A 14,910-nucleotide genomic window follows, 5' to 3' on the forward strand; every position below is an offset into this window, starting at 1 on the left:
CTGTGTCCTCTCCGTGTCACCACTCGGCGAACGATCCGTCGTCATGCCGCCACACCGGCGGGCGCCACCGGTGCCCGCGCGCGTCGGCGGCCCGGACGGCGTCCTCGTCGATGTCCACGCCGAGCCCGGGTGCCTCCCAGCGTCGGATGGCGCCGTTGGGGAAACCGAACGGCGCGCGGTCGAGCACGTAGTCGAGCAGCTCCGCCTCGGTGTTGTAGTGGATGCCGATACTCTGTTCCTGGATCAGGAAGTTCGGCGTCGCAAAGGCGACCTGCAGGCTCGCGGCGAGCGCGATCGGCCCGAGTGGACAGTGCGGCGCGAGGAGCGCGTCGAAGGTCTCGGCGAGCGAGGCGATCCGGCGCACCTCCGATATTCCGCCGGCGTGGGAGAGGTCCGGCTGGGCCACGGCGATCCCGGCCTGCAGGGCGGGCAGGAAGTCGGTGCGCGAGTACAGGCGCTCGCCGCACGCGAGGGGCACGGTGGAGGCGGCCACGATGTCGCCGAGCCGGTGCGTGTACTCGGGCAGCACCGGTTCCTCCACGAACAACGGGTGCAGCGGCGCAAGCTCGGGAATCACCCTGCGCGCGGCGGCGACGCCGAACCGGCCGTGGAAGTCCACGGCCACGTCGCGCGAGTCGCCGAGCACCTCGCGCACGGCCGCCAGCCTGGCGATCACGCCGTCGACCTCGCTGCGGCCGGGCATGCGAGAGACACGGCCCGAGGCGTTCATCTTCACAGCGGTGAGGCCGCTCTCGGCCTGCTCGGCGGCGGCCTCGGCGACGGCCGATGGCTCGTCGCCGCCGATCCAGCCGTAGACGCGTACCTCGTCGCGCACGGCACCGCCGAGCAGCTGGTGCACGGGCACGCCGAGCGTCTTGCCGAGGATGTCCCACAGTGCCTGGTCGAGTCCGGCGACCGCGCTGGAGAGCACCGGCCCGCCGCGGTAGAAGGCGGCCTTGGTCATCAGCTGCCACAGGTCCTCGACGCGCAGGGGGTCCTTGCCGACGAGGAGGTCGGCCAGTTCGTCGACGGCGGCGCGGACGGTCTCGGCCCTGCCCTCCACCACGGGCTCGCCCCAGCCGACGATGCCCTCGTCGGTGGCCACCCGGCAGAACAGCCACCTCGGCGGCACCAGAAACGTCTCTACGGAGGTGATCTTCACTCGCGGACTGTCTCTTTCTCTTCGGCGTCTCCGCTGTCACCGAGCACGCCCGCGGCGTCCTGGGCCGCCTTCTCCAGCAACGAGCTCATCGCCGCCGCGGCCGCCGCCGGGTCCTGCCCGCGTACCGCCTCCACCACGACGGCGTGGCTGGGCACGGGGTCGTCGGAACTGCTCTCGTGCACGAGCGCGTCACGGAGGCGCAGCGCGGGTTCGATGAACACGTCCATCCTGGCGAGCATCTCGTTGTGGGTCGCGCGCAGCATGGCGCGGTGCCAGCGCAGGTCGGCCGCCACCTGCGCCGCCGCGCCCACGGCGCCCCGCATGTCCTCGAGCGCGGCGTCCAGCTCCGCGAGATCGTGCTCGTCGCGCCGCCGTGCCGCCATCGACGCGACTGCGGGCTCCACCACGGAGCGCACCTCGGCCAGGTCGCGCAGCACGGCGGCGGTGTCGCCGGCCTCGCTGCGCCAGCGGATCACGTCGCTATCGAGCAGGTTCCAGTGCTCCCGATCGCGCACGTACGTTCCGCGCTTCTGCCGTGCCTCCACGAGTCCCTTGGCCGCGAGGACCTTCATCGCCTCCCGCAGCGCGGTCATGCTCACGTCCAGGTCCCGGCCGAGCGCGGCGAGGTCGATCACGTCTCCCCTGCCCAGCTCGCCCGACACGATGCGCGCACCGAGCGCGGCGACCAGCTGCCCGTGCACCCCGCGACCGCTGTAGCCGCTCATGTGGCGCTCCTCCCCTTTGCTCGACACCCCGTTACGACGAGGTCTTGTACACGCTCCAGCCGCCGTCCACGGTCAGCGCGGCGCCGGTGATGAACGAGGCGTCGTCACTGACCAGAAAGGCGATGGCGGCCGCGACCTCGGCCGGTTCTCCCAACCTTTTCACGGCGGTCTGCTCCGCGGAGAGGCGCCGATCGGCCTCACCGATGCCGTCCCACGCCGCCGTGAGCACCGGCCCTGGCAGCACCGAGTTGACCCGCAGCACGGTGCCGTACTCCACGGCGAGCTGGCGGGCGAGCCCGGTGAGCCCGGCCTTGCTGGCGGCGTAGGCCGGCCGCCCGGGCAGCCCCACGAGCGCGTGCACCGACGAGGTGAGCACCACGGACCCGGTGCGGTTGCGGGACAGATCGGGCAGGCATGTGGTGAACCCGAGAAACGTACCGGTGAGGTTCACCGACAGCTGCCGTTCCCACGACTGCACACTGGTCTCGTGCGCGGGCCGCACATCGACGGTGTAGGCATTGCTCACGAGCACGTCCACCCGGCCGAGTTCCGCGTGGCACCGCTCGAGGGCATGTGCCCACGCGGTCTCGGAGGTGACGTCGCCGGGCACGCCGATCGCGGTGCCGCCCGCGGCGGTGATCCGGCCGACCACCGGCCGGGTGTCGGCGACGTCGAGCACCGCGACGGCGGCGCCGTCGGCGGCGAGCCGTTCGGCGGTCGCCGCGCCGATCCCCTGCGCACCACCGGTGACGACGGCGACCTTGCCGCTCAGGCCGGACACGTGCGCACCTCCACGTCGATCGTCAGCGTCGTCTCCTCGCCCGGCCGCAAGGTGGTGAGCGGACCCAGCACCTCGCATTCGACGATGCGGGCGGGAGGGTCCAGCTCACCCAGCTCCGCGAGCGGTTCGGGCAGCGGGTGTTCCAGCCACACCTCGACGCGCGAACCCTGGTCCGGGTACTCGGCGTCCGGGTCTACGGCGAACCGCTGCGTGAGGGTGGTGCCGTCGGCGGTGTGGGAGAGCCAGCCGGTCGCGGCGGGGAAGCCGAGCTTGCCCACTACGTCCTGGTGCGGCACGAACGTCGCGTCGCCGCGCTGCTCCCACTCGGGGTAGCCGGTGCCGGCGAGCAGGCGCGTCACGCGTTCCTCGCCCCCGACGTACGTGCCACCGTCGCCGTCGGCGGCGAGTTGCGTGACGTTCCAGAGCGCCCAGCGCACGTCGCGGGCAGAGGTGTTGCGTGCCGAGAGGGTGAGCCGGTAGGTGTCCTCGTCGCGGCGCAGTGCGTACCGCCGGGTCAGCCGCAGACCGGTGCGCGGGTCGTCGCCGCTGGTGAGCGTCACCGCCGCGGCACCGTCGTGTTCCTCGGTGGTGGCGGTGTAGGCGCCGGAGTCGAGGACCGGGTCGGGCGGACCTGCCCACTGGTCGTCGCGCTCCCAGCCCTGTGGGGCGGGCCAAGTCTTGTCGCCGCCGTAGTTGACCCAGTCGCCGAGGCTGCCCGACACCGGCCGGTGCACATGCCCGTCCCGGAAACGCAGGTCGGCGGTGAACAGCTCGGTGTTGCGCCACAACAGTTCCCGTCCGTCCTCAACGGACAGCGACAGGAGCCTGCCGCCGAGCGAGGGCACGATGCCGAGGCGCAGCCTTCCGTTGGAGAGCCACACCACGCGGGGGTCGCCGTCCTGCCAGGTGATCACCGGTCCTGCTCCTCCCAGGGCAGGAGTACCACCTTGCCCTTGCTGGCCCCGGCGGCGAGCCGGTACGCCTCGTCCGCCTTGGCGAGCGGGAACCGGTCGCTGACGATGCGCTCGGGACGCAGGCCCCAGCGGGCGAGGTTCACGGCGAGTTCCGCCATCGCGGGCAGCGACGTGACCCACGAGGCGTAGAGCGTGAGCTGCTTGTGCAAGAGGGCGTCCGAGACCTCGGTCTCCAAGGTGCCGCCCTCGCCGACGAGCGAGACGCGACCCCATTCGGCGGCGCCTGCGATGGCCGTGGACCGGCCCGCGCGAGAGCCGGAGCAATCGATGGCGGTCAGCGCGCCCGGTGCGCCGAGCGCGTCGGCGACGAGCCCCGCGGTGGCCTCCGCGTCCGGTTCGGGGGCGAGGGTCGCGTCGAACACGCCGAGCCCGTCGGCCCACTCCCGGCGCTGCGGCGACACCTCGACGCCGACGACGCGCCGGGCTCCCATGCCCTTGCCGATCATGCCCGCGGCCAGCCCCACCGGCCCGAGGCCGACCACCAGCAGGTCACCGTCGCCGTTGACTCCGATGCGGCGCAGGCCCTCGTAGGCGGTGCCGAATCCGCACGCGATCAACGCGCCATCCACATAGGACAGATCGTCGGGAAGCGGTACGCAGGTGGACTCCTCGGCGAGGAGGTAGTGGGCATGACCGCCGTCGCGCTGCCAGCCGTAGGACTCGCGCTCGGGCGAGGTGCAGCTGATGAAGTAGCCGCGGCGGCAGTTGTCACACAGCCCGCACCCGGCGATGTGGTAGACGATCACGCGGTCGCCGGCGCCGAAGCGACGGCAGGCCGGCCCGGTCGCGACGATCCGGCCCGAGGGCTCATGCCCGGCGACCACGCCGCGGTAGGCGGGGCCGTCGACGCCGCGGTGTCCCTTGTGCTCGTGGTAGATGTAGCCGATGTCGGAGCCGCAGATGCCCGATGCGCCGACCTCGATCAGCACCTGTCCCGGCCCCGGCTCCGGCACGGCCAGCTCGCGCAGGACCGCGGTGGAGTCGCCCGGCAGGTACACACCGGTCATGTCGTGCTTCAGGCTCATCAGGTCTCCCTCGTCGCGCGCGCCCGCTTGGTGATGACCACGTTGACCAGTACGGCGGCCACGATGATCACACCGCGCACCACGTTCTGGAGGAACGAGTTCACCCCGAGCAGCACGAGCCCGTTGCTGATCACGGTGATGAAACCGACACCGAGCAGGGTGCCCAGCATCGTGCCGCGCCCGCCGGCGAGCGCGGTGCCGCCGATCACCACGGCGGCGATCACGTCGAACTCCAGGCCGGACGCGGCGCCACCGTTGCCGGAACCGAGGCGCGCGGCGAGCAGCACACCGGTGATGGCCGACAGCAGGCCGGTGGTGGCGAACAGCAACACCCGCACCCTGGAGAGGTTGATGCCGGCCATCCGGGCGGCCGGCGCGTTGCCGCCGACGGCGTACACGGACCGGCCGTAACCGGTGTAGCGGGCGACGTAGGCGAAGACGAAGAACAGCACCACCATCACGATCGCGGGCGTCGGGATGCCGAGGATCGAGCCACCGAGGGTATCCATCAGGCCGCTCGCGGGCAGCACCACCGGAAGCGCGTCGGTGAGGTAGAGACCGAGACCGCCGAGCGCGCTCCAGATGCCGAGCGTGGCGATGAACGACGGCACATCGAACCGGGCCCGCAGCCACCCTGCGAGCGCGCCCCACGCGGCGCCCGCGACGAGCGTGAGCAGGACGGCCAGCGGGATGCCGAGCCCCCATTCGGCGGCGCCCTTGGCGACGAGCACCGAGGAGAACGCGACGGCGGGGCCGATGCTGATGTCGATCTCGCCCGCGATGATCACGAGGGTGACGCCCCACGCGGCGATGCCGACGGTGGCGGCGTCGCGCAGCATGCCGAGCTGGTTGTCCAGGCTCAGGAAGCCGGCCGCCGTGCTGCCGAGGACGACGTAGAGCACGACGATCGCGGCGATCAGGCCGATCTCGTTGAGCGAACGGCCCGCGAAGGGCCTGCCCACGCGGCCGCGACGCTGCTGCGGCGTGGTCTGAGTAGTTGTCATGGTGCTTCCTTGGGTCGAGGGGTCAGGCCGCCATCGCGGCGGAAAGCACGGAATCGGTGGTCAGCTCGCGCCCGGTCAGCTCCGCGGCGACGCGCCCGTCCCGCAGGGTCAGTACCCGGTCGCACACGAGAGGCAGTTCCTCCAGCTCGCCGGAGACGAAGACGATCGCGGCGCCGGCTTCGGCGAGCTCCCGCACGAGGCGGTAGATCTCGGCCTTGGCGTGGACGTCGACGCCGCGGGTCGGCTCGTCGAGCAGCAGGATGCGGCTGCCCGCGTGGAGCCAGCGGCCGATCACGGCCTTCTGCTGGTTGCCGCCGCTGAGGTTCACGATCGGAGTGCGCGCCGAGGCGGCGGCGATCGACAGCCGCCCGATGAGCCGCTCGGCGGCCCTGCGCACCAGGCCGGGCCGCACGGTGGGCCCGGAACTGACGGCGGAGAACTTGGAGAGCACGAGGTTCTCGTCCACGCCGAGCAGCGGCACGACGCCCTCGTCCTTGCGGTCCTCGGGGGTCATCCCGACGCCGAGGCGCTTCATCACCGCCGGGGTGGGGTGGGCGATCTCGGTGCCGTCGACGCTGATCGTGCCGCTGCGGGCGGGGTCGAACCCGGCGAGCGCGCGCAGCACCTCCGTGCGCCCGGAGCCCATGAGCCCGCCGATGCCGAGCACCTCGCCGGCGTGCAGGTCGAACGACACGTCGAGCACTTTCGGCGGCACGGCCAGCCCGCGCACCGACAGCAGTGGCGTGCCGTCGCGGTCCACGTCGCGTGCGGGCGGGCGCTCGGCGGCCTTCGCGGTGTCGCCGAGCATGAGCGAGATGATGGTGGCCGTGTCGGCGTCGCCGACGTCGACGGTGTCGACGATCCGCCCGTCGCGCATCACGGTGGCGCTGTGGGCGATGCGGCGGATCTCCTCGAGCCGGTGGCTGACGTAGAGCACGGCGACCCCGGCCGAGGCGATGCGGGTGACGGTCTCCAGCACCACGTCCACCTCGGCGGCGGCGAGCGCGCTGGTGGGCTCGTCGAGGATGAGCAGCCGAGGCTGTTCTCGCACGGCGCGGCAGATCTCGACGAGCTGCCTGCTCGCCAGCGACAGCGAGCCGACGGGCGCGGCGGGATCGATGTCGAGGCCCAGCCGCGCGAAGACCTCGGCGGCACCGGACCGCATCCCGGCGTAGTCGACGGCGCCGCCCTTGCGCGGCCAGCGGCCGAGGTAGAGGTTCTCGGCGACGCTCAGCTCCGACACCAGGCTCAGCTCCTGGTGCACCGTGTTGATGCCGAGCTCCGCCGCCCGGCGCACACCGCCGTCGCCGAGCTTCTCCCCCGCCACGGCCACGGTTCCGGTGTCGGGACGCTCCACTCCGGACACCACGCGGATGAGCGTGGACTTCCCGGCGCCGTTGCGGCCGAGCAGCGCCCGGACCTCCCCGGCGCGGATGGATAGGTGGGCGTCGGTGAGCGCGCGCACGCCCGGGTAGTGCTTGGTGACGCCGTCGACCACGATCACGGTCGAGCCGCTGGCGACATCGGCAGCCACTGCTTCTCCTTCACTCGTCCGGTTCGGGTTTTGCACCTGCGCGGTGTCGGTCACGGCACACCGTCCGGGTGCGCGCGCAGCCAGGCGGAGCCATCCTCGGGCGTGGCGTAGAGATCGATCGGCGCGGGCACGACGGTGTAGTCGGTCAGCTCGCCGGTGCGGACCTGGTCGGCCGAGCGGGCCGCGAGCTTGCCGACGGCGATGCCGGAGATGTCCACGACGCCCTTGAGCACGTCCTCGGCGGCGAGCGCCTGTGCGGCCTCGGTGGACATGTCACTGCCGAACACGACGGTCTGGCCGACCTTGCCGCGGGCCTGCACGGCGCGGACGGCGCCCATCGTCGCGCCGCCGGCCTCGCCGTAGAAGGCGTCCAGGTCGGGGTTGGCGGTGAGGATGCGCTCGGCCACGTCCACGGCCTCGTCGATCGTCGCGCCCTCCTGGTTGGCGACGATCTTCGCGCCGGGCAGCTTGGCGTGCAGGGCCTGTTCGAAGCCGTGCCGCCGGTCGATGCAGACCTCGACGAACTCGCAGTTCACCACAGCGATCTTCGGCTCCCGGTTGCCGACCGAGAGGAAGTACTCGGCTGCCCGCTCCCCGAGGAGGCTGCCGAAGCGCACGGGGTCGCCGAGCACGTACGCGGACACGTACTGCCGGGCGGCTTCCTCGGCGATGCACGTGTTGTAGCAGATCACCGGGATGCCGCTCTCGTGCGCGAGCTCGATGGCGGGCACCGAGGCCGTGGCCGAGGCGGGCGAGAGGATCAGCGCGTCGACCTTCGCGGCGCTGACCTGGTCGATGAACGTGCTCTCCTTCGAGGCGTCGCCCTGCGCGTTGAGCTGGAGCAGTTGCGGCGAGCGGCCGAGCGCCTCCGCCTCCTGTTGCATGCCGACGCGGACTCCGGCGTAGAAGCCCTGTGCGTCCATGTAGACGACGCCGAAGCGGCCGTTCTCCCCGACCTTGCCGCCGCAGGCGGCCACCAAGGCGAGCAGCACCACCGCCGCCAGCACCAGACCTGCCCGGCCACGACGCCTCGTTGCGCCCATCTGGTTCTCCTCGAGCCTCACGATTCGGCTGCCCCGGAGCGGGCGCCGTGCGCACAGTCTGGATCGCCGTGGATCTTGTGTCAAGATTAATTAATAATTAATGACGTAGGGTCATCGAGGGCGGCAACGAACCGCTTGTCCGGGGACGCCGGCATCGGGCATTTGCGCCCGGCTTCGACCTACCAGGCGTACACGCGGCGTGCGCGACTCGGCCGATACCAGCCCGAGGTCCGCCTGCACCCCGTGCCGGTCGCTACCGAACAGCGGCGCGGGCCACCGCGGGCGCGGGTGAACTGCAGATCATCGCGCAACGCCGCCTGCTCGTCCGCTCGGCCAATGCATTTGCCCGCCGGCTCGACGCGCAGGCCGTGGTGACCGGCGACCGGCGTGCTGTTCTCTCGGGCGATGCCGTGGCGCGACGGCGAACCGCCTTGCTCCGTGCCGGACCGGGATTCGGCGCATCATGGATTCCGCAGGACGGGCCGAGGTTCCACCGGCGCTACCGACAACGAGGAGGCACGACATCATGGCCGTTCCGGAGCAGAGGTTGTCCCCCGCCACCACGCGCAAGCGCCGCTGCCAGTGCCCGGCGACGGCACCGGGTCTCGTGCCCGGCACCGCCGACCGCGGGCGCACACTCGTCGCCCGGCGGCCTGTTGCCTGCTCCCGGCGGTACGGGCAATGAATCCCGACCAGGCCGGCGGCGTGTTCACCGCGGCACGCCAGGAGTTCGCGCGGTGGTCGGCCCGGCTGTGGCGGCCACTCGGGGAAATCGCCACCGGCCTCGCCCGGCCGATGCCCGGCGAGCACGTGCTCGACGCCTGCTGCGGCGCCGGCGCCTCGGCGATCCCCGCCGCACTCGCGGTCGGCCCGTCGGGCGCCGTGGACGCCGTCGATGTCGCCGAGGGCCTGCTCGCCGAAGGACGACGGGAAGCCGCGGCGCTCGCCGTGCCGCAGCTTCGGTTCCTCCAGGCCGACGTGCTCACCTGGGACGGCGGCCCCTACGACCTCGTCCAGTGCTGTTATGGCGTGTTCTTCTTCCCGGACATGGACGCGGGGGCGGCCCGATTGATCGGCCTCCTCCGTCCTGGCGGGCGTTTCGCGGTCACCACCTGGCTCGCCGGAGGCATGGCCGACCTCGTCCCGATCGGCCGCGCCGCCGCGGCGCCGGAACGTCCCGAACTGGCCGAGGCACCGCGCGATCCGGGTCCCTCCGCACGGATCGACACCCCCGACAAGCTGCGTGAGTGGCTCTCCACACTCGGCCTCCACGGCGTCACGGTGCATCTCGCTCGATTCACGCAGCCCCTGCAGCCCGACGACTGGTGGACCTTCCTCCTCGGCTCCAGCATGCGGGGCTTCGTCGCGGGTCTGCCCGACGACGCGTTGCACCGCGTGCGTTCGCGCTTCCTCGACGCCCTCGCGCGCGACGGCCGCGACACGCTCGACGCCAGCACCATCGTGGGTATCGGACACCGACCCGCCTGAACCTCGTGCTGCCCGGCGGCCTCGGCCGCGCGGCGGGTCATGGTCCTGGCGGCGCTCGAGGAGTGTCGCACCGAGCTCCCCGTCGCGTCGACGTGGCCGGAACCGCGGATCACCACGCCCGAACCGGTGTTCGCCGTCGTACCACGTGCTCCCGATCCGGTCCGGCCCTCGTGGTGATCGGCCTCAGAACGTTCCCGCGAGCCCTCGGGAACCGACCGCGGTGCCGGCGCGGGGCACCGTGAACGTCAACGGTGCGAACGGCTCACCCGCCGGGTACACATCACCGAAATGCTCGACGCCTTCGGCGGCCAGGCGAACGTCGGCCGCGTCCCACCGCTCGACGCCGTCAGCGGTCCGCCGACCGGTGACGGAGAAGGTGACGAGCCGGGACCGCCGACCGCCCGCGACAGCGTGGTTCACGACCGTCGCGTTCATCCAGTTGATCGCCGCCATGGACCGGGACGGCGAGATCGATCGGCAGATCCGGGGCAAGCGCACGTACCGCATCTCGGCGAGCCGGGCCACGCAGCTCGCGGCCACGCCGGCACCGGAGCTGCCAGGGGGTGTCACGGTGCCTGCGCAGGAGGCCATTGTTCAGGAGCACGGCATGCTCCGGATCGACTACGACAAGCTGGCGCGTGCGCTGATCCGGCAATTGTGCGGTGCCGGCGCCGGCGGGGTGGACTCGCAGCAGGAGAATGCCGCGGACATCGAATCGCTGCGCGCGGAGCGGGACCGGATGGCCCAGGAACGCAACGACTACGCCGAACGCCTCCACAAGGCCCGCATTCAGCTCGATGAGCTCCTCGGCGGCGCGGCGGAAAATCCCGAACGCCAGGCCGAGATCAGCGCTTGACCTGGCCGGATGACGTTGGCTTCATTCAAGCGACACGGAAATGAGAAGGCGCAGGCCCCGACGATCTTGTGAAGGAGACCGTCTGACCTCCCTTGTCCGCCTGGCTTCCGCGGCGTGTCGTCTGTTGGAGAGACGGGAGCCTCTGTGCCACGGCGGGCGCGAGCGCGGCACCGTGAGGCGTCGGCGGCACCGAACTCGCAGCCACTCGCGCGGCCGCGGGCTTACCCCCGTCGCGACGCGGGATACGGAAGCAAGGCCATCTCGCGTGCGTTCTTGATCGCGGTGGCGACCTGCTTCTGCTCCCGCGGCGTCAGGCCCGTCACGCGGCGGGCGCGAATCTTGCCGCGGTCGGAGATGAACTGACGCAGCAGTGCCACGTCTTTCCAGTCGACCTCCTCGACCCCGTTGGCACGCAACAGGTTGCGCTTGCGCTTGCCGGGGCGCGGATCACGCTTGACCATCGGCCTCTCCCTACCAGCTCGACTTGGCGACGCCGGGCAGTTCCCCGCGGTGGGCCATCTCGCGCAGCCGGATGCGGGACAAGCCGAACGCGCGGAAGTAGCCGCGCGGCCGGCCGTCGACCGCGTCGCGGTTGCGGATGCGGGTGCGGCTGGCGTCGCGGGGCATCGCCTGCAGCGCCGACACGGCGGCCGCCTTCTCCTCGGGGGTCGACCGGGGCGAGCGGATGGTCGCCTTGAGGGCGGCCCGGCGATCGGCGTAGCGGGCGGCGAGCGTCCTCCGCTGCTCGTTGCGGGCGATCTTCGACTTCTTGGCCATCAGCGCTCCTCGCGGAACTCGACGTGCCGCCGGACGACCGGGTCGTACTTGCGCAGCACCATGCGGTCGGGATCGTTGCGGCGGTTCTTCCTGGTCACATACGTGTAGCCGGTTCCGGCCGTGGACCGGAGCTTGATGATCGGCCGGACATCGTTGCGGGCCATGACTCAGCGGAGCACCCCCGTGGCGCGCAGCTCGGCGACCACCGCGTCGATGCCGCGCTTGTCGATCGTCTTCATCCCCTTCGCCGACACCCGCAGCCGCACCCAGCGGCCCTCGCTGGGCACCCAGTACCGGCGCGACTGCAGGTTCGGCTCCCAGCGCCGCGACGTGCGGCGGTGGGAGTGCGACACCTGCTTGCCGTACCCCGGCCTGCGGCCGGTGACCTGGCATACAGCCGACACAAACCCTCCCTATTTGGTACTGATTTTCATTGTCAACTACGCTACAGCACCGTGACCGATAAGCACCGAACACCCCTGCTCCTGATCAGCGGCCTCTCCCCCGGGCCGAACCAGGACCTCGCCGACGCACTCGGCGGAGCCGACCCCGGCACGGCCGTCGTCCACCACGACCTGCGCCAGGTCACCTCCGGCGTCGTGCTGCGCACCGTGCGGCTCGGTGCGGGCGAGTCGCTCACCACGCTGGAACCGGCCCACGGGTGTGTGTCCTGCACCCTGCGGGAGGATCTGTTGCCGCTGCTGCGCCGGCTCGCCGAAAGGCCCGACGTGGAGCGGATCGTGCTCCGGCTCGACGCGGCGATGGAGCCCGAGCAGGTCAGCGTGGCCCTGCAGTCCGTGCTGGTCGGGGACCGTCCGGTTATCGAGGACGTCGAGATCGAGGCCGTCGCGACCGTGTTCGATGCCGGACGCTGGCTCGACGACGCCATCGGCGAGGAGACCCTGGCCGAGCGCGGACTGCATGCCTCGGCCGACGACGAGCGCACCGTCGCCCAGGTCGCCCTCGCCCAGGTCGAGTTCGCCGACGTGCTCGTCCGCGCAGGCCGCCCGCCCGACGCGTGGACGGCCGCCAAGACCAGCGCCGTGCTGCAGCGCGTCGCACCGACCACCCCCATCCTCGAGCTGCCCGCGACACGGCGGGACACGCTGCTCGACGCCGTCCCCCGCGACGCCCGCCGCGGCACGGTCGAGGACCCGCACGGATCCCTGCTGCGCGGCCAGCCACCGCTGCGCACCGACTGCGGGGTCACCGTGCTCCCGTTCTCCGCGCGCAGGCCGTTCCACCCACAGCGATTGCACGAGGCCATCAACGCGCTGCTCGACGGTGTCGTCCGGACCCGTGGCCGGGTGTGGATCGCCAGCCGACCCGACGTCGCACTGTGGATCGAATCCGCCGGCGGCGGGCTCGGCGTCGGACACCTCGGCCCCTGGCTCGACGCACCCGACGCGCCGGCGTGGGAGGACGTCTCCAGCGAACGACGCACGCTCGCGTCGCTGCGCTGGGATCCCCGCTACGGCGACCGGCACCAGGAGATCGTGGTGATCACCCACGACGCGGACCCGCACCACATCGAGGCCGCCCTGCGCGCCGCCCTGCTCACCGACGACGAACTCACCGACGGCCGCGCCGCCTGGGCCCGGTACCCGGATCCCTTCGGCGAGTGGCACGAGCAACCGTGCGGCGACACCGGATCCGCCGACACCGCACCGACCATCCACAACGGAAGGACCGGCGAATGAAACCGGGTATCCACCCCGACTACCACCCCGTGGTGTTCCAGGACCGCTCCACCGGAGACGCGTTTTTGACCCGCTCGACAGTCACCTCCGACCGCACCATCGACTGGACCGACGGCAACACCTACCCGCTCGTCATCGTCGACATCAGCTCCTACTCACACCCGTTCTGGACCGGCACCCGCCGCATCATGGACACCGCCGGCCAGGTCGAGAAGTTCCACCGGCGCTACGGACAGCGAGGAGGCGCGAGGTAATGGCGGTCCCCAAGCGGAAGACGTCCCGTTCCAACACTCGCGCCCGCCGCTCCCAATGGAAGGCGAAAGCGCCCGACCTCGTGCCGATCACCATCAACGGCGAGCGCAGGCTCGTGCCGCGCAGGCTCGTCGCCTACTACCACCGATACGGACAGTGAATCCCGCGTTCAGGACTGTCCGGATGCGACGGTCGCGCTGGTCCAGGACGGACTGGACCGGCGCGTCCGCCTGACGATCACCCCGGTCGCGGGCACCGTGGCCATGCACTCAGGTGGGCCGGTCGCCCTCGCTGTCCGGCGGCCCGGCGCTGTGAGCACTCACCAAGCCGTCCGCCCTGCGCCGTGCCGTGTAGGCCAGAAGCATGCGGCGGCCTACCAGGACCCCGCCGCAGGCCACCAGCATGGCCGCCGCGGCCACCAGCCAGGCCGAGGCGAAGGAGGCGTGGGTGGCCAGGAACCCGAAACCGATCGGCCCGACGAATCCGCCCGCGTACACACCGACCTGGATGATCGCCGTCGCCCCCGCGGGAGCCGAGGGATTCAGCCGCACGACGGCGAACTGCAGCAGGCCGGGCCACGACCAGCCGAGCCCGAAACCCAGGACGGTGCCGACGACCAGCCAGACGGGACCGGGCACGGCCAGCAGCGCCAGCCCGATCGCGCCGAACAGCAGGCACCCCGCCACCACCGCGATGTGGCCGCCGGATCGGCGGTCGGCGAGCCATCCGTGCAGCAGCCGCATCAGCAGCCCGACCACACTGCCCAGCGTCAGGACCAGCCCGGCCAGCGCCGGGTCGATTCCGCGGTCGACGGCCGAGGACACGAGGAAGATGCCCAGTCCGTTCGCCGAGGCGGCCCCCAGGCCCGCGGCCGCACCGATCACCCACAGTGCCCCGGTCGCCCGGTCCACGGGTTCGTTCCGGTCGCGGGCGCGCGGCCCGGATCCGCGCGGTGCGGCGGCGAGGGCCAGCAGCGCCAGCCCCGCACCCATCACGTAGGCCCACCGCCAGCCGACGGTCAGGCCGACGGCCGGCACCGCGGCGCCCGCGAGCAGCGTGGCGAGCGGCACCGAGGCCTGCTTGGCGCCGAAGGAAAGCCCCATGCGGCCCGCCGGCATCGCGCGTGCCAGCGTGAGGTTGGACGACAGCTGTCCCATGACGTTGCACCACGCGCTGCACAGCAGGGTCACGAGGAACGAGACGTAGTTCCAGGGGACAGCGGCGGTCAGCACCATCATCGTGGCGGCGCCGAGCGCGGCGATCCGGCTCGTCCGTGCGGAGCCGAAGCGCTCGACGATCCGTCCCACCGGCAACGACACCAGCGCGGACACGCCGAAGTACAGCGCCGCGGCCACACCCAGGCCGGCGGGATCGAAGCCCAGCTCGGCCGAGATCTGCACCGCCATCGCGCCGGCGAGGAACACCGGCAGCACGGTGGACGTCGTGATCGCGATCGCGCCACACCCCACGCGCAAGGCGGACTGCTCCCGGCTCATGCTGAGCAATGCTAACGGACCATGCGCCCGCACCGGCCGTGTCGCGGTGACCACCGCCCCGTTGACCGCGGGCCGGGACAGGCGTGGCACCCC

General features: G+C 71.9%; 19 protein-coding genes. 5 read left to right on the forward strand and 14 right to left on the reverse strand.

The window, feature by feature from the left end:
• Positions 1 to 16: 16 nt before the first annotated feature.
• The 8 genes from dgoD to ACFSZT_RS23475 are packed head-to-tail and all read right to left on the reverse strand — an operon-like array spanning position 17 to position 8,248.
• Positions 17 to 1,162: a galactonate dehydratase gene (gene dgoD, locus ACFSZT_RS23440; protein ID WP_377478340.1), complete on the reverse strand. Its 1,146-nt coding sequence runs from the start codon at positions 1,160 to 1,162 to the stop codon at positions 17 to 19.
• Complete coding sequence (locus ACFSZT_RS23445; protein WP_377383972.1) at positions 1,159 to 1,887, reverse strand: FadR/GntR family transcriptional regulator; 729 nt, start codon at positions 1,885 to 1,887, stop codon at positions 1,159 to 1,161. Before ACFSZT_RS23445 ends, dgoD begins: the two co-directional genes overlap by 4 nt.
• Before the next feature lie 31 nt (positions 1,888 to 1,918).
• Positions 1,919 to 2,659, reverse strand: coding sequence for an SDR family NAD(P)-dependent oxidoreductase (locus tag ACFSZT_RS23450; protein ID WP_377384189.1), 741 nt, complete (start codon positions 2,657 to 2,659; stop codon positions 1,919 to 1,921).
• Positions 2,656 to 3,582, reverse strand: a complete 927-nt coding sequence (locus tag ACFSZT_RS23455) for a DUF4380 domain-containing protein (protein WP_377383969.1) — start codon at positions 3,580 to 3,582, stop codon at positions 2,656 to 2,658. The genes ACFSZT_RS23450 and ACFSZT_RS23455 overlap by 4 nt, the downstream gene beginning before the upstream one ends.
• Positions 3,579 to 4,667, reverse strand: coding sequence for a zinc-dependent alcohol dehydrogenase family protein (locus ACFSZT_RS23460; protein ID WP_377383966.1), 1,089 nt, complete (start codon positions 4,665 to 4,667; stop codon positions 3,579 to 3,581). The genes ACFSZT_RS23455 and ACFSZT_RS23460 overlap by 4 nt, the downstream gene beginning before the upstream one ends.
• Entirely contained in the window at positions 4,667 to 5,671 is a 1,005-nt protein-coding gene (locus ACFSZT_RS23465) for an ABC transporter permease (protein ID WP_377383964.1), read from the reverse strand. The genes ACFSZT_RS23460 and ACFSZT_RS23465 overlap by 1 nt, the downstream gene beginning before the upstream one ends.
• 22 nt (positions 5,672 to 5,693) lie before the next feature.
• Positions 5,694 to 7,205 carry a sugar ABC transporter ATP-binding protein gene (locus tag ACFSZT_RS23470; protein WP_377383961.1) on the reverse strand — a complete coding sequence of 504 codons (1,512 nt, stop codon included), beginning with the start codon at positions 7,203 to 7,205 and terminating at the stop codon, positions 5,694 to 5,696.
• A 50-nt stretch (positions 7,206 to 7,255) separates the two neighbouring features.
• On the reverse strand, positions 7,256 to 8,248 hold the full coding sequence (locus ACFSZT_RS23475) for a substrate-binding domain-containing protein (protein ID WP_377383959.1): 993 nt from the start codon (positions 8,246 to 8,248) through the stop codon (positions 7,256 to 7,258).
• A 681-nt stretch (positions 8,249 to 8,929) separates the two neighbouring features.
• On the opposite strand from ACFSZT_RS23475, the gene ACFSZT_RS23480 reads away from it, so the two are divergent.
• Positions 8,930 to 9,736, forward strand: coding sequence for a class I SAM-dependent methyltransferase (locus ACFSZT_RS23480; RefSeq protein WP_377383956.1), 807 nt, complete (start codon positions 8,930 to 8,932; stop codon positions 9,734 to 9,736).
• Positions 9,737 to 9,919: 183 nt separating this feature from the next.
• Here the strand turns inward: ACFSZT_RS23480 and ACFSZT_RS23485 are convergent, their stop codons facing one another.
• On the reverse strand, positions 9,920 to 10,171 hold the full coding sequence (locus ACFSZT_RS23485) for an HtaA domain-containing protein (RefSeq protein ID WP_377383953.1): 252 nt from the start codon (positions 10,169 to 10,171) through the stop codon (positions 9,920 to 9,922).
• Positions 10,172 to 10,187: 16 nt separating this feature from the next.
• Here ACFSZT_RS23485 and ACFSZT_RS23490 point away from each other — a divergent pair, with 16 nt between their 5' ends.
• Positions 10,188 to 10,592 (forward strand): hypothetical protein, encoded by a 405-nt coding sequence (locus tag ACFSZT_RS23490; protein ID WP_377478342.1) that lies wholly within the window; start codon positions 10,188 to 10,190, stop codon positions 10,590 to 10,592.
• 221 nt (positions 10,593 to 10,813) lie between these two features.
• On the opposite strand, the gene rpsR is transcribed toward ACFSZT_RS23490, so the two are convergent.
• The 4 genes from rpsR to rpmB are packed head-to-tail and all read right to left on the reverse strand — an operon-like array spanning position 10,814 to position 11,773.
• Positions 10,814 to 11,053 (reverse strand): 30S ribosomal protein S18, encoded by a 240-nt coding sequence (gene rpsR / locus ACFSZT_RS23495; RefSeq protein WP_377383948.1) that lies wholly within the window; start codon positions 11,051 to 11,053, stop codon positions 10,814 to 10,816.
• Positions 11,054 to 11,063: 10 nt separating this feature from the next.
• On the reverse strand, positions 11,064 to 11,369 hold the full coding sequence (rpsN, locus tag ACFSZT_RS23500; protein WP_377383945.1) for a 30S ribosomal protein S14: 306 nt from the start codon (positions 11,367 to 11,369) through the stop codon (positions 11,064 to 11,066).
• A complete protein-coding gene (rpmG, locus tag ACFSZT_RS23505) occupies positions 11,369 to 11,533 on the reverse strand; it encodes a 50S ribosomal protein L33 (protein WP_377383943.1) in 165 nt (54 codons plus the stop codon). The genes rpsN and rpmG overlap by 1 nt, the downstream gene beginning before the upstream one ends.
• 3 nt (positions 11,534 to 11,536) lie before the next feature.
• Complete coding sequence (gene rpmB / locus ACFSZT_RS23510) at positions 11,537 to 11,773, reverse strand: 50S ribosomal protein L28 (protein ID WP_377383940.1); 237 nt, start codon at positions 11,771 to 11,773, stop codon at positions 11,537 to 11,539.
• A 51-nt stretch (positions 11,774 to 11,824) separates the two neighbouring features.
• Here rpmB and mrf point away from each other — a divergent pair, with 51 nt between their 5' ends.
• Genes mrf through rpmF form a run of 3 tightly spaced genes read left to right on the forward strand, consistent with a single transcriptional unit; the run spans position 11,825 to position 13,481 of the window.
• Positions 11,825 to 13,069, forward strand: coding sequence for a ribosome hibernation factor-recruiting GTPase MRF (mrf, locus tag ACFSZT_RS23515; protein WP_377383937.1), 1,245 nt, complete (start codon positions 11,825 to 11,827; stop codon positions 13,067 to 13,069).
• Complete coding sequence (locus ACFSZT_RS23520) at positions 13,066 to 13,323, forward strand: type B 50S ribosomal protein L31 (RefSeq protein ID WP_377383934.1); 258 nt, start codon at positions 13,066 to 13,068, stop codon at positions 13,321 to 13,323. The genes mrf and ACFSZT_RS23520 overlap by 4 nt, the downstream gene beginning before the upstream one ends.
• On the forward strand, positions 13,323 to 13,481 hold the full coding sequence (gene rpmF / locus ACFSZT_RS23525) for a 50S ribosomal protein L32 (protein WP_377383932.1): 159 nt from the start codon (positions 13,323 to 13,325) through the stop codon (positions 13,479 to 13,481). The genes ACFSZT_RS23520 and rpmF overlap by 1 nt, the downstream gene beginning before the upstream one ends.
• A gap of 109 nt (positions 13,482 to 13,590) precedes the next feature.
• On the opposite strand, the gene ACFSZT_RS23530 is transcribed toward rpmF, so the two are convergent.
• Entirely contained in the window at positions 13,591 to 14,817 is a 1,227-nt protein-coding gene (locus tag ACFSZT_RS23530; RefSeq protein ID WP_377384186.1) for an MFS transporter, read from the reverse strand.
• Positions 14,818 to 14,910 lie beyond the last annotated feature (93 nt).

This window comes from Prauserella oleivorans (assembly GCF_042685745.1).
Lineage (GTDB): Bacteria > Actinomycetota > Actinomycetes > Mycobacteriales > Pseudonocardiaceae > Prauserella_A > Prauserella_A oleivorans.